This window comes from Leptolyngbya sp. FACHB-1624, from assembly GCF_047649235.1.
Taxonomy (GTDB): domain Bacteria; phylum Cyanobacteriota; class Cyanobacteriia; order Leptolyngbyales; family Leptolyngbyaceae; genus Leptolyngbya; species Leptolyngbya boryana.
Genome location: NZ_CP180258.1, coordinates 629,204 through 643,517, shown reverse-complemented (window position 1 = coordinate 643,517; position 14,314 = coordinate 629,204). Strand labels below are relative to the sequence as shown.

Here is a 14,314-nt window from a genome sequence, read left to right as displayed (position 1 = left end):
AAAAATGGTCAGCAGTGAGATTGAAACAAAGCATAAGATACGTCACTCCGAACGATAGGAATCAGTCAACGCAAATTGACATGCACACCCTAGCAAGGGAATCAAGACACCGCAACTTTTATTAATAGAAACCCACGATCGTAACATTTCGAGATGAAGTACTCAGAAATAACGTGGATTCTGCAGCCGATTCATCATCGATCTAACTCGATGATCATTGTGATCCCCTTGAATCGTCGGGATGCCATCCTCATATGCTGAAAATGAGAAAACTTGAACTGCGGAAGCTGATCTGAGTGGAGCGAAATCTGCCAACCGCAATCTGAGTCATTTCGATTGACTCGTCATCCAATGATGCAGAAATGAGCAAATCGAATAAGCCTTAGAGGATGTTTTAAAAGCTATCCCACCCCAGAATTCTATTCTAGGCTAGTAAGGCGAAGCCTACTAAACCTTACTATGCAAGAGTTTGAGCAATTCAGTCCTCTTTAAAGGAGTTCGCACAGTTAGCCCGGAATTCTATTCCAGGGCGGGTGAATGCATCTCAACGAGCACCTTTAAATACACAAGGCAACACTAGACCTGATTTCGGAATAAAATCGGCGTAGGAATTTCATCAAAATCGCTCCTAAAAATAAAATCAGGATGAAAAAGAGCTTTGTGCCTGTTGCTAGTACGCTCACAGTGCGTCTTATAGGGTGCTCTCAAACGTTCTAGTTTCGTCGTTGCGAGTGCAGAATCCCAAACGCAGTACCGTCTCGATCTCGCTCTGAGCCGCGTTATGCATTGTTGTGCAGTTCAGAGTTGTGCAGTGAAATCAAGCCTACCCTGACCCTGAATTGCTTTCACTCTATCGCATACAGAGGAATACACGATTTATAAACTACGGTATCTCAATCGCTTAATCGTTATTTTTCAGAGGCATAGCCTTGTTTTTCTCTCAGAATTATGGCAATTTTATAAATGAAAAGTCCTTTATCTCGATCAGTTTGCCGTAGTATAAACGGCGGAGATTTTCCATGCGCCACACTTTCTTTTGGACAAGGCTGAGAAAGCCGAAATTTTTTGCACTCGCTGCAGCGATCGCGATCGCGTTTGCTGTCATTCCTGGGATGGCATCCTTTGCCGCAAGTCCGAAATCTACAATTCAGTTCGTATCACCGAGTTGGGTCAGTGCGAATGTGAACGATCCCAATTTACGCATTTTGGATGTGCGGACTAGCCCTCTGGATTATGTTGAAGGGCATCTTCCAAAGGCAGTCAACATCGCAGATAGCAATTTTCGCGGTCCGAATGGATTTCTGCCTGTGCAGTACTGGGATACCAACAAGTTAGCTAGTTTGTTTACGCAAGCAGGAGTAACAAATAAGAGTAAAGTTCTCGTCTATTCAGATGGGCGAGATGTCTTAGGTGCAACCATGGTTGCTTACTTGCTAGAGCGATCGGGCGTGCGAGATATTGCAGTATTAGATGGAGGATACGCAGGCTATAAAGCCGCAAATCAGCCTGTTACCAAAGAGTTTCCTCGTTATCGCCCTAGTCAATTTGCATTGCGCGATAATCCATCGATTCGAGTAGATTTGAATGGTGTCAAGCAACTCATCAATAAGCCAGGTGTCGTCTTCATTGATCCCCGCCCCCCAGAATTGTTCCGAGGCGAGAAGAATATTTGGGTACGAAACGGGCATATTCCAGGTGCTCGGAACATTCCTTGGCCGACTTTCACAGAATCGAACAATGCACAAGACGCTTTGAAGAATCCCCACAAACTGAAGTCATTAGATGAAATTCGCAAATTGCTTGCCGATCGCAATATCAAGCCGTCGGATAACATCATTGTCTCATGCAGTACTGGGCGAGAAGCAACTCTACAGTACGTTGTGCTGAAGCATTTGCTCGGCTATCCGAATGTGCGAATTTATGAAGGGTCTTGGACAGAGTACAGCACAACTGATTTACCCGTTGCCACAGGTCCAGAGCAAGCAGTTTAGCTTCAAGGTTTGATTGATCGCAACTGATATAGGCTTAGTAGTTCTATCAGAGTTAATTTTGATCAGGGCTACTAAGCCTAATCGACTCATTAGGAGAGAAAGTTTTATGTCTGATCAGTATCAGTTTGAAACACTACAGATTCATGCTGGACAAACGCCTGCTCCTGGAACGAATGCACGTGCAGTTCCAATCTATCAAACGACCTCTTATGTGTTTGACAACGCTGATCATGGAGCGAAGTTATTCGCGCTGCAAGAGTTTGGCAATATTTACACGCGGATCATGAATCCGACAACAGATGTGTTTGAAAAGCGAATTGCAGCACTAGAAAGAGGAGCCGCAGCACTCGCAACATCCAGTGGACAAGCTGCTCAGTTTTTAGCAATTAGTACGATCGCAGAAGCAGGCGATAACATTGTTTCAACGAGCTATCTGTACGGTGGAACTTACAATCAGTTCAAAGTTGCTTTGCCTCGGTTGGGTATTCAAGTCAAGTTTGTCGATGGCGATAATGTTGAGGATTTTCGACAAGCGATCGACGATCGTACCAAAGCACTCTATATCGAAACAATCGGAAACCCCCAGTACAATGTGCCTGATTTTGCAGATTTGGCACACGTCGCTCATGAACATGGCATTCCATTAATCGTCGATAATACCTTCGGCTGTGCAGGATATTTGGCACGTCCAATCGAGCATGGCGCGGATATTGTTGTGCAGTCAGCAACCAAGTGGATTGGCGGACATGGCACTTCGATCGGGGGTGTGATCGTCGATTCTGGTCAGTTTGACTGGGGAAATGGGAAGTTTCCAGTATTTACTGAGCCTTCGCCGGGGTATCACGGCTTGAATTTCTATGAAGGGTTTGGTCCTGAGAGTCCATTCGGCAATATTGCTTTTATTATTCGCGCACGGGTTGAGGGACTGCGAGATTTTGGGCCGAGCTTGAGTCCGTTTAATGCGTTTCTTCTTTTGCAAGGCTTAGAGACCCTATCCTTACGCGTCGATCGACATAGTAGTAATGCGTTGGAACTAGCTCAATGGTTGCAACAGCACCCGAAAGTTGAATGGGTGAACTATCTCGGTCTGCCGGAGCACCCGTATCATGAACGTGCAAAAAAATATCTTCGGCATGGTTTTAGTGGGATGCTCAGTTTTGGGATTCAAGGAGGTCAAGAAGCAGGACGGAAATTTATCAATAGCGTCAAACTTGCAAGCCATCTGGCGAACGTTGGAGATGCAAAAACGCTTGTCATTCATCCCAACTCAACCACACACCAACAGCTCAGCGATGCAGAACAGCGATCGGCGGGTGTCACTCCGGAGCTAATCCGAGTTTCAACAGGGCTTGAGCACATTGATGATATCAAAGCTGACTTTGAACAAGCGTTCCAGAACATTCCGGCATGAACTATTGCTCTATCATTTCGCCTCAAACGCAGTTCTATCAACTGTCTGACCCGTTCTTTCTAGAATCAGGACAAGTGTTGCGTGGGGTGCAAGTTGCTTATCAAACCTGGGGAAAATTGAATGAATCGGGCGATAATGCAGTGCTTGTATGTCATGCCTTCACAGGCTGGGCAGATGTCGAGGCTTGGTGGCAACCCCTTTTTGGAAGTGGGAAAGCGCTAGATTTAGAAACGAATTTCGTCGTCTGTAGCAATATTTTAGGCAGTTGCTACGGAACAACAGGTGCCACATCGATTGATCCAAGTACTGAAAAGCCCTATGGAGCCAGTTTTCCAGCCATTACGATCCGAGATATGGTTCATCTGCAAGCTCGATTAATCGAGGCACTGAAGATCCGATCGCTAAAATTAGTCATCGGCGGATCGCTCGGCGGAATGCAGGTTCTAGAGTGGGCATTGCTGTATCCAGAGAAAGTAGAATCAATCGCTGCGATCGCAGTTTCCGGTCGTCACTCGGCTTGGTGTATTGGACTCAGTGAAGCTCAGCGCCAAGCCATTTATGCTGATCCGAACTGGAACAATGGCAACTATGCTCCGGATCACCCCCCGGCTCACGGACTAGCTGTGGCACGAATGATGGCAATGAACACTTATCGATCGTGGGCAAGCTTTGATCAGCGCTTTGGGCGAAATGCTGAAACCGAAGAATTTACGATCGCTCGCTATTTGCAGCATCAGGGACAAAAATTAGCCGATCGCTTTGACGCGAATACCTACATCACATTAAGTAAAGCAATGGATTCTCATGATCTAGCTCGCCCGAATCAAAGCTATCAAGCAACGTTACAAACAATTCAGCAACCCACCTTGATTGTCGGAATCCCGACAGATATTCTCTATCCACCTGTCGAACAACAAGAACTCGCTGATTTCATTCCCAACTCATCCCTAAAATGGTTAGACTCTCCTCACGGTCATGATGCATTTCTGATAGACATGACCGTGCTGAATGATTTGATTGTGCAGTTTCGTCAGAGTTTAACCAGTCAGACTCTTTGTTCTCATCGAATGTAGGAGCCAATTTGATGCAGTCAGTTTCTAGATACGATCGTCACATCAGAGTTCGCATTCATCTACAGATTCCGATGGTCTATCGACATCAGCCTGTAATTTCTGATTTGATTTCAGTATCGGGTTTGGCTGTGAATATTACAGCGGCAATGCTCGGGAGCAATACAGATGACTGTGGCTACTTTGATTTGGAACTCAGAGGCACACCACAGCAGATTAGTCATGGACTTGCACATCTAAAATCACTTGATCTAAAAGTCATTGGAAAGCCGAACTCGGATGGAGACGAATGGCACTATTGAAAGATAAATGGGTTAAGTTTGAGCTTTCAGTAAGCTGAGAAATGTGTGAGTCTTGTTTTCCCAGAGAATGTAAAATCCCAGTGCAATCAAAACAAAGGGGATAATCCGATGCCCATAATTCATCAGTGGACGAGCAATCAGACGATGCGTAGCGAGATACTGTGCGATCGCACACCAAATTGCAATCATGATGAGGAAAACGACCAAAATCACAATTAACTCAAGCCAAGTACTACTGGCAAATAGAGGAAGATAAATGCCAATATTGTCGCCGCCGTTTGCGATCGTGACTACAGCAACTTGATAAGTTTGAGGATTCAGAAATTGAGCAAAAACAGAGCGAGATGACTGAGAGACAGTTTGCACAGGTTCATCGTCCTCTTGCTGAAAAAAGCTAGAAATGCCGATTGCGATAGGAACTAAGCCCAGTAGCCCAATCCAAGGGCGAGGAATGAGCAATCCGCCGAAGAAACCCGGTAAGCTAATCAGCAACAGCACAGCAAAGCCAAGATATTGCCCTGTAATAATATGATGCCGTCGGAACGTGCGATCGATTTGAGAAAAGAACAGCATCAAAACCAGAATATCGTCCAGATTAGTTGCTGCAAATGCAGTGATTCCAGTAACTACGGCACGAATCAAAATTTCAGGCATAGGATTCGATAACTTTAATCGATTGAAATAGCATGATCGATAAACTGAGCTTTAAAAGAATACATTCAGATAGAGCCTTCTCAGCATTTGTTGTATATTAGCGGAAACTGCCTCAATCCTTGCTCATGACGAAATCTCTGGACTCTGAACCGTCAAGCATTGCGAATTCAACCCGAAAAATCAGTAAAAAAAGTGGTCGCGACGCGAGTATTGCTATTCAAGTCATTCTGGTCTTGCTTTGTTTAGCATTGATCTCCAGCTTTATCGTGATTGTGCGAGCAGGAGAACGCGGGGTCTTGATGAAATTTGGTGCAGTTCAAAACAGCGTGTTGGGAGAAGGTATCCATTTTATTGTGCCGATCGTTGAGACTGTAGAAAAGCTCAGCGTTCGCGTTCAGAGCCAGGAAATTTCAGCCGAAGCTTCTTCTAAAGATTTGCAGGATGTGTATGCAGATGTAGCGCTGAATTGGCATGTGCTTCCGCAAGAGGCGAATTTGATCTATCAGCAGATTGGGAATCAGCAAGCTGTCATCGATCGCATTATCAACCCGGCGATCGAAGAAGTGCTCAAAGCAGTCATGGCAAAGTACACCGCTGAGGAAATCATTACAAAGCGAGGAGAAGTCAAGACAGGCGTAGATCAGGCTCTAACAGAACGCTTGAAGCCGTATCATATTGCCGTCGATGATTTGTCATTAGTGCATATTCATTTCACACAGCGATTTAGCGATGCAGTTGAGGCAAAACAAGTTGCAGAGCAGGAAGTAAAACGGGCTGAATTTGTTGCATTAAAAGCAGTCAAAGAAGCAGAAGCAAAAGCCAATCTAGCACGGGGAGAAGCAGAAGCTCAGCGACTTCTGCAACAAACGCTCACACCGGAATTACTGCAAAGACAAGCGATCGAGAAATGGAATGGGAGCCTTCCACTAGTCGTTGGCGATGAAAGTTCTACAGTATTGGATCTAAAAAAATTGATGAAAACAAGCTTGCCTGGAAATGCTGCAACAAAATAGTTCAAAATGTATTCCAAGCGTTACTCAACTGATCAAAAAGTTAACGATTTCATCGGACTTTCAACGCCATTTCATTGCTAATATCAAGATATCCTGACATTAGCCGAGCGTTTTTTCTGGTCAATTTGGCGCTGAATCCAGTGTTCAAATATCACAGGTCAAATCTCTCCTAGTAAAGTCAAGATTACAAGCCTTGATGGATAGTAGTTCGAGCTAAAACTCCTGCGATGCATCGTGTTTTTGTTCAATTCCTCTATTTTTGAGAGAGTTACTGAACATTGTAAAAATCGAAGTACGATCGCGCTTGCATCTCCTAAAAACTCGGACTACGCTACAAATCAAAGAACCTCATATTCAGTCCGACGAACAAAGGAACGGTGACAGCTATGACACAATCAATGAGCCTTGAAATGCAACGGGGTCTACAGGCCCTCACCACGTGCAAAAAAACCTGCACGACAACGCTCTCGTACTACTTGCACAACAACACGCAAGATCGCGATTTGTCATTGATGTGCTTGCTGCGAGACTGTGCAGAAATGTGTCTGATGAGTACTAACTTAATGATCGATGGATCTGAATTCATGGGACGCACATTCTTGATCTGCGCTGAAATGTGCGATCGCTGTGCAGCAGCTTGTGAAATCTACTCAGACGATCCGCAAATGATGGCATGTGCTGAAGCTTGCCACGCTTGCAGCCAGTACTGTAGTTCAATGGGTCGATTATCGAGCGCTTACTTCCGTCGCCCGAATTTCGACACCTTCGAGGCCTTAGTTGCAAGCTAAAAACCCAGGTTCAAATCACACTATCCTGCAATTCAGGCATCAAAATTTTCTCAAAAGCACAGATCGACTGAGTGCGAAACCGCTTTTGATGCCTGAGTTTGAAAATTGGCTGAATAATTTCTAAAATCGCGCGATCGCATCTTTGGTCATCTTCGATCTCGATCGCCCTGAGCGTTTCCAATTTCAGTTCTTTCTCGACCATCAGTTCCGGTAAAGCTGCGGCTCCAACTCCTCGCTCGACCACAGCTTTGACCATTTCACTCGTACTGAGTACCAAAGCAATTTGCAGTTCAGATAATTCAACACCCCAATCATCCAGCGCTTGCTCGAACATCTTCTGTGCGCCTGAACCGGATTCGCGCATCACCCACGATGTTTTTAATAAGTCTTCTACAGCGATTTGAGGATGGGTAAACCAAGGATGCGATCGACCGACCACAATCCTCAGCCGATCTGTGCCGATCGCTTCTTGCTCTAATAGCTCTTTTAAGACAGGCTTCACATCGCCTGTGACTAATCCTAAGTCAAACCGCCCTAATGCAGTCCCTTCACAAATTTCTTCTGCATTTCCTAACTTACACTGCACCTGAATGCCTGGATATTGCTGTTTGAATTGGCTAATTTTGTCAGGAAGCCAATAGTTCCCGATCGTTAAACTCGCGCCGATTTTTAGCTCTCCACGCTGCAAATTGTTTAGCTCTCGCAACTGACGTTCTGCAAACTCGACTTGATCTAAGATTTTCTGCGCTTCCAACTGAAATAAGCGCCCCGCATCTGCCATTTCAATGCGGCGACCAATGCGGTGAAATAACTTTACGCCATACTCCTGCTCTAAGCTCTGGATAGCTGCACTCACAGCAGGCTGTGTAATATACAAAGCTTCGGCTGCACGGGTAAAGTGCAATTGCTCAGCAACGGCTAAAAAAATTCGTAATTGTTCCAGGGTCATAGTCGTAATTGAGGTTGGATGCTTACGCCGTTGGAAATTTTTCAATCATTTTGCGTAATTTGAACGCAATTGTGAGCATAATGACAACAAAACCACATTAAATCGATCAAGATAGAGTAGTTGAATCGTGTTGGCATCTTATCACACCCAGACTTTTTCGAGAAAAAAGCTTCTGGAGTTGCTCACACCCCTCTCATCCATATTGAAAGTCACCATGAAACAGTCTAGTAATTCATTATCTGTGCCTGCCAAGATTGAGTATGCGTTACTGGCGCTCTTAGAATTGGCAAGCCAATTTGACAAAGCAACCCCGCTGAGAATTCACGATATCGCCGGTCGTCAGCCCATTCCAGAGCGGTACTTAGAACAGATTTTTAATCTGCTGCGACGTGGTGGACTGGTTCAAGGTCTACGCGGAGCAAAGGGAGGATATACGCTGACTCGCGAACCTCGATCGATCACGATCGCAGAAATTGTGACATTGATAACGGGAGAACCGATTGAGAATCGATCAAGCGTGAACTTGGAGCGAGAACTCTTATCAGAAGTTTGGAAACAGGCTCAAACCGCTTCTCATGAAGCCTTGCAGCGCTGCACATTAGAAGATTTAGTCCAGCGCTGTGCTGCTCGCAAGCAGAAATCATCCATGTTTTATATCTAGCACTTGTGATCAGTGGGCTTGTATCTTAGTCTTTGCTTGCTAATAGGGGAATCTAATGAGCTACTGTCTTTGCTGCTCTGAGAAATTACTGCGTCATGTGCGATCAACAGGTGTGTATTGGTTTTGCTCGAATTGTCGGCAAGAAATGCCAAATGTAGTTTGCTTATCTCCAAAATCTACAATCAATTCCCGTGCCACGATCGGAGGGAATCGTGCTGAGATTTGATCCTTTACTTTTACTCACGCTGGTTTGTACAGCAAGTATTGTCATCCTGATTGGAATTGCTTTTCTCCCAAAATGGGTCTATGACTTTTTGCTGTAGAATCCTCGATTCTGCACCATAATAAAAATCCCCCAAATTCTCTAAATTTGGGGGAAAACAGATACCATCTCGAAATCTAAATCTAAAACTAGCTCACCGACGAAAGTGAGCGGCTTGCACCATTGAGCGGCGCAACTTCAATCTCTGTGAGATCCTTAAACAATGCAGTACTCAGATAGCGTTCGCCAAAGCTCGGCTGTATAAAGACAATCAGCTTTCCAGCATTCTCTGGACGCTTTCCAACCTGAATCGCAGCAGCCAGTGCAGCCCCCGATGAAATTCCAGATAGCAATCCTTCTTCTCTTGCTAAGCGACGACTATACGCGATCGCATCTTCACTGCTAACTTGAATCACTTCATCAATTAACTCAGTGCGCAAGACTTCCGGCACAAACCCTGCTCCAATCCCTTGAATCTTATGCGCTCCAGGTTGCCCGCCCGAGAGAACATGACTCTCAACAGGTTCAACCGCGATCGCTTGAAATCCAGGCTTACGCTGCTTCAAAACTTCTGCCACACCCGTAATCGTTCCGCCTGTGCCAACACCCGCGATCAAAATATCAATCTGTCCATCGGTGTCTGCCCAAAGCTCCTCAGCCGTAGTTTCGCGATGCACTTTAGGATTAGCTGGATTGCGAAACTGTTGCAGCATGTAAGCATTTGGGACTGAATTCACGATTTCCTCAGCCCGTCGAATCGCTCCTTTCATGCCTTCAGTTCCGGGCGTTAGCTCAAGTTGAGCACCATAGCCTTTCAGCATAGCTCGACGCTCCAAGCTCATCGTATCTGGCATCGTCAAAATCAATCGATAGCCTTTTGCTGCCGCTACCATTGCGAGTGCAATTCCAGTATTGCCTGAAGTTGGCTCAACTAAAATCGTGCGACCTGGTTCGATCAGCCCCGCCTCTTCAGCAGTCTGAATCATACTCGCCCCAATCCGATCTTTCACGGAAGCTGCAGGGTTCATGCCTTCTAGTTTGGCGACGATTTGAGCAACAGACCCTTCTTCCTGAGGGATATGATTGAGGCGAACTAATGGCGTTTTCCCAACTAACTCTGTAATATTTTTTGCAATTCGCATTGCGCTACTCCATGGTGATGAGGGAGATCAATTCAGTCACAAACAAACGTGCATATCACCCGCCTCTATTTATTAGACTCCGATAAATCGATAGGAATTATGGAATTTATGAAAACTTAAGACCGTTTAACGCGCAAAATGGCGAAGATAACGGAATTTCCAAAGAGAACGATAGCTCCAATGCAAAACGTGGAATGTAGAATCTCTCGGTGCTTCAGGAGGTTTGACTTCCCAAATATCTCGAACTCCCGACTCATATTTTTGCGATAATTTCGTTCCCCAAAATTCATCGACTGCAAGTTCTTGCTCGATGCGATCGTAAAATGCCATGAGTTTATTTCCTTGAGTTCTAGAAAGGCAAACGCTTCTAATGCCAAATATTCCAAGTCTCAGCAAGCTCGATCATTTCCTCGCTGCTCAAGTTGAGAATGACTCCATCTGCAGTACAGATACAAATTCGTGTATTCCCGCATTGTTTTTGCAACAATTGCGCGATCGGCACAAATTCTAGACACAGCATCGGATCAAAGACTAGATCTTCTCTGTTCATCAACAGAAGATTTCCAGTTCTACAAAGGATCAAACTAACGCGAGATTTCCTAAAAAGCTCGGGTGAACACGCAACTAATTGTTGCATGACCTGTTGTTCGTAGAATCTATCTGTCATATTCAGACCTCAATCGACAGTCGCCAGTGTACTACTTTGCTTTGGAAACTTTTCGTTTGCAACAATCTCTCCGAATGGACTAAACATCACCTGCTGATCGATTGGCTGTGCATGACTGAGAGGAAGTCTAGGGAATAACAGTTCTGCAACTCGATAGGCTTCTTCTAAATGCGGATAGCCTGACAGAATAAAATGATCAATTCCTAGCGCTGAGTATTCCAAGATTCGAGCGGCAACGGTATCGGGATCACCGACCAGTGCTGTTCCCGCTCCTCCTCGAACTAAACCTACACCAGCCCACAGATTTGGGCTAATTTCTAAGGCTTCACGGCTACCATTGTGCAACTGAGTCATTTGACGCTGCCCTTGAGAATCCATACGGGCATAGGCTTTTTGTGCTGCCGCGATCGCATCTTCATCCACATAGCGAATCAACTGATTTGCAGCATCCCAAGCTTCACTCTCAGTTTCTCGCACAATCACGTGCAGACGAATACCAAATTTCAGCGATCGTCCTTGTTGTTCTGCGAACTGACGCACAGATTTGATTTTTTCAGCAACTTGGCTAGGAGGTTCACCCCAAGTCAAGTAAGCATCAACATGCTTTGCCGCAATTTCTTTCGCAACCGGAGACGATCCCCCAAACCACAGGGGCGGATAAGGCTTCTGAACCGTTGGAAAAAGAAGCTTTCCACCCTGAACGTCTAAATGATCGCCTTTGTGCGTGATTTCATTGCCTTGAGCAATTTCGCGCCAAACGGTAAGAAATTCATCCGTTAAATGATAGCGATCGTCGTGGCTCAAATGCAGCCCATCTCCTGCTAGTTCGACCGGATCGCCACCTGTGACAACATTGATCAACAACCGCCCATTTGAAAGTCGATCAAATGTTGCTGCCATCCGAGCCGCAACTCCAGGCGAAACTAATCCTGGACGCACTGCAACTAAAAACCGCATTCGCTGAGTAAGCGGCATCAATGTAGAGGCAACAATCCAAGCATCTTCACAAGATCGACCTGTCGGTAACAATGCTCCAAAGTAGCCTAAATGATCCACCGCCTGAGCGATCTGCTTCAAATAGTCATAGTTCGTCGATCGCCCTGCAATCGAAGTTGCCAGGTAACGACCATCCCCATGAGTTGGAATAAACCAAAGAACTTGCACGCTTTCTCTCTCCTAATCTACGGTATTGAATCGTATGTACCGGATTACTTAGATTTAAGCTGCTAGTATGTCACAGACATAATCGAGCAGAAAAGTACTTCTGATACAAATCTCTAGGGATTTAAAAATTTGCGCTTTGTGAATAAAAAAGTAACAATCGCCCCTTGCTTTCTTCAGGAAGTTCATGGCAGTATTATTTTGAATACGATAATTCGATCGGTATTACGTAGATTATCTGAAGGTTTCGATAATTCAAAGCGTCTGCGGCACGATCTTATTTCTGATTGGTGTGAGGAATTTAACAATGCGGAAGAGCATTTCGAGCTTGCTTTGGGCATCGCCCATTGTGTTAGGAGTGAGCCTGTGGAGCCAAGCAAACGCGGCAGAAGTTAAAGAACTGCCTGCGAGTTCTGAGAACTCTCTCAGTCAGCTTGCAGCCTACAGCAGTGAAACCAGCGAAGTGAATGCTGCTGGACAAGTTACATCTGTTTCCCAACTGTCTGACGTGCGTCCAACAGATTGGGCATTTCAAGCCCTGCAATCTCTAGTTGAACGATATGGTTGCATTGCAGGCTATCCCGATCGTACCTATCGCGGCAATCGTGCATTAACCCGTTATGAGTTTGCAGCAGGTCTGAATGCTTGTCTCGATCGCGTCAATGAACTGATTGCAGCAGCAACGGCTGATTTGGTCAAAAAAGAAGACTTAGCAACCCTGCAACAACTGCAAGAACAATTTGCAGCAGAACTGGCAACCTTACGCGGGCGAGTAGATTCTCTCGAAGCTCGAACCACGACACTAGAAAAGCAGCAATTCTCAACCACAACAAAACTGAGTGGAGAAGTTATCTTCGGTATTGCTGGTGTTGTGGGAGAAGATCGTGCGTTGAACTCTGATCAATGGCGAGTCATCAACGCGGCTCCCGCAGGTGCGGCGCGAGAAGCTGCTAGAACTGCCGCTTTTGGTGCAGCAGGGCGAGATGTGCAAGACAATACGGTATTGAGCAATCGGGTTCGATTGGATCTCAATACCAGCTTGACTGGCAAAGATCGACTCTTCACTCGTCTAGAGGCAAGCAATACAACTGCTTTTAACACTCCAGTCACCGGAACGAGCCAAACTCGTCTCGGTTACGATACAACGAACAATCCAGACAACAGTGTGCAACTGGGCAAACTCTTCTATCGCTTCCCTCTAGGCACGAATTTGAACGTGACTGTAGATGCGATCGGGGGTGAATTCTACGATAACTTCAACACCTTTAACCCCTTATTTGCTTCTGCCTCCACTGGAAGTGTGTCTCGATTTGGTCGTTTTTCACCGATTTATCGAGCGAGTAACACTGGCTCAGGCAGCAATACCGGAGCAGGGGTCAGCGCAGTCTTAAAGCTGAGTGATTCTTTGAGCTTTTCTGCAGGTTACATTGCCAGAAGACCAAATGATCCAGCAGAATCGCGTGGATTGCTAGACGGAAGCTATGGCGCGATCGCACAGTTAGCTTTCCAACCGAATCGCGATTTCGCGCTTGGCTTATCTTATGCGCGATCGTACTTTAGCGGTGCGAACAATGATGTCTCTGTCTCTGGCGCTTATGGAAGTGCTTTTGCTAACCAACCATTTGGTAACGTTGCAACTTCCGCCAATCATTTTGGATTACAAGCGACCTATCGGTTTAGTCCTAAATTCACGGTTTCAGCATGGGGATTGTACACTCAAGCGATCGCTGAGAATGGTAAAGGACTCGCAACCGTGAATACTGGCGATAAAGCCGATATCTGGAGTTGGGCAGTATCTCTCGGATTTCCAGATTTGGGTGGAAAAGGTAACTTAGCTGGCATCATTTTTGGTCAGCCGCCTAAAGTCACAAACAGTGATTTTGGGCCACCTGTGCTAGGAGCAACGACAGCCCGCCGCCGGGATGAAGATACAACGCTGCATTTAGAAGGACTTTATCGATTCCAACTTTCTGACAAGATTTCGATTACGCCCGGTCTAATCGTGATTTTTAATCCAGAAAACAACAGCAATAACGACACCCTTTATGTCGGTGTTGTTCGGACAACATTCCGATTCTAATTACAGTTGAACTAAAGTTTCCGTGTTCACTCCAACCCTCTTGTCTCAAAGCAAGAGGGCTTTTTTTCATAGAACAAGTAGCAGTATTTCAATTGTTTCTTCGCTACTATTCTAGTAATCATTCACACCGAGGTGCCGCTCTGATGATTCTACAAAGCTTGCT

At 45.5% G+C, this 14,314-nt stretch carries 14 protein-coding genes; 8 read left to right on the top strand and 6 right to left on the bottom strand.

Annotated features, from left to right (window positions below):
• Positions 1-1,019 precede the first annotated feature (1,019 nt).
• From ACMUEV_RS03020 to ACMUEV_RS03005, 4 genes are all read left to right on the top strand, one after another.
• Positions 1,020-1,991: a sulfurtransferase gene (locus ACMUEV_RS03020; RefSeq protein ID WP_190651873.1), complete on the top strand. Its 972-nt coding sequence runs from the start codon at positions 1,020-1,022 to the stop codon at positions 1,989-1,991.
• A 106-nt stretch (positions 1,992-2,097) separates the two neighbouring features.
• Complete coding sequence (locus ACMUEV_RS03015) at positions 2,098-3,402, top strand: O-acetylhomoserine aminocarboxypropyltransferase/cysteine synthase family protein (protein ID WP_190651874.1); 1,305 nt, start codon at positions 2,098-2,100, stop codon at positions 3,400-3,402.
• Complete coding sequence (metX, locus tag ACMUEV_RS03010) at positions 3,399-4,475, top strand: homoserine O-acetyltransferase MetX (protein WP_190651875.1); 1,077 nt, start codon at positions 3,399-3,401, stop codon at positions 4,473-4,475. Before ACMUEV_RS03015 ends, metX begins: the two co-directional genes overlap by 4 nt.
• Positions 4,476-4,486: 11 nt before the next feature.
• Positions 4,487-4,774: an NIL domain-containing protein gene (locus tag ACMUEV_RS03005; protein ID WP_190651876.1), complete on the top strand. Its 288-nt coding sequence runs from the start codon at positions 4,487-4,489 to the stop codon at positions 4,772-4,774.
• A 12-nt stretch (positions 4,775-4,786) separates the two neighbouring features.
• Here the strand turns inward: ACMUEV_RS03005 and ACMUEV_RS03000 are convergent, their stop codons facing one another.
• Entirely contained in the window at positions 4,787-5,428 is a 642-nt protein-coding gene (locus ACMUEV_RS03000; protein ID WP_017290777.1) for a cadmium resistance transporter, read from the bottom strand.
• 125 nt (positions 5,429-5,553) lie between these two features.
• Between ACMUEV_RS03000 and ACMUEV_RS02995 the strand changes: the two genes are divergently transcribed.
• Entirely contained in the window at positions 5,554-6,441 is an 888-nt protein-coding gene (locus tag ACMUEV_RS02995; RefSeq protein ID WP_190651877.1) for a prohibitin family protein, read from the top strand.
• A 548-nt stretch (positions 6,442-6,989) separates the two neighbouring features.
• Positions 6,990-7,229, top strand: coding sequence for a hypothetical protein (locus tag ACMUEV_RS02990; protein ID WP_144056395.1), 240 nt, complete (start codon positions 6,990-6,992; stop codon positions 7,227-7,229).
• A 10-nt stretch (positions 7,230-7,239) separates the two neighbouring features.
• Here the strand turns inward: ACMUEV_RS02990 and ACMUEV_RS02985 are convergent, their stop codons facing one another.
• On the bottom strand, positions 7,240-8,178 hold the full coding sequence (locus tag ACMUEV_RS02985) for a LysR substrate-binding domain-containing protein (RefSeq protein ID WP_190651878.1): 939 nt from the start codon (positions 8,176-8,178) through the stop codon (positions 7,240-7,242).
• Positions 8,179-8,392: 214 nt separating this feature from the next.
• Here ACMUEV_RS02985 and ACMUEV_RS02980 point away from each other — a divergent pair, with 214 nt between their 5' ends.
• Positions 8,393-8,839, top strand: coding sequence for an RrF2 family transcriptional regulator (locus ACMUEV_RS02980; protein WP_017290781.1), 447 nt, complete (start codon positions 8,393-8,395; stop codon positions 8,837-8,839).
• A gap of 411 nt (positions 8,840-9,250) precedes the next feature.
• Here the strand turns inward: ACMUEV_RS02980 and cysK are convergent, their stop codons facing one another.
• The 4 genes from cysK to ssuD form a co-directional block, all read right to left on the bottom strand.
• Positions 9,251-10,243 carry a cysteine synthase A gene (gene cysK, locus ACMUEV_RS02975; RefSeq protein WP_190651879.1) on the bottom strand — a complete coding sequence of 331 codons (993 nt, stop codon included), beginning with the start codon at positions 10,241-10,243 and terminating at the stop codon, positions 9,251-9,253.
• Positions 10,244-10,369: 126 nt separating this feature from the next.
• Positions 10,370-10,573 carry a hypothetical protein gene (locus ACMUEV_RS02970; RefSeq protein ID WP_190651880.1) on the bottom strand — a complete coding sequence of 68 codons (204 nt, stop codon included), beginning with the start codon at positions 10,571-10,573 and terminating at the stop codon, positions 10,370-10,372.
• A 37-nt stretch (positions 10,574-10,610) separates the two neighbouring features.
• On the bottom strand, positions 10,611-10,793 hold the full coding sequence (locus ACMUEV_RS02965) for a hypothetical protein (RefSeq protein WP_144056283.1): 183 nt from the start codon (positions 10,791-10,793) through the stop codon (positions 10,611-10,613).
• 126 nt (positions 10,794-10,919) lie between these two features.
• Positions 10,920-12,074 carry an FMNH2-dependent alkanesulfonate monooxygenase gene (ssuD, locus tag ACMUEV_RS02960; protein WP_190651881.1) on the bottom strand — a complete coding sequence of 385 codons (1,155 nt, stop codon included), beginning with the start codon at positions 12,072-12,074 and terminating at the stop codon, positions 10,920-10,922.
• 304 nt (positions 12,075-12,378) lie between these two features.
• On the opposite strand from ssuD, the gene ACMUEV_RS02955 reads away from it, so the two are divergent.
• Entirely contained in the window at positions 12,379-14,151 is a 1,773-nt protein-coding gene (locus tag ACMUEV_RS02955; protein ID WP_190651882.1) for an iron uptake porin, read from the top strand.
• The last annotated feature ends 163 nt before the right edge of the window (positions 14,152-14,314 follow it).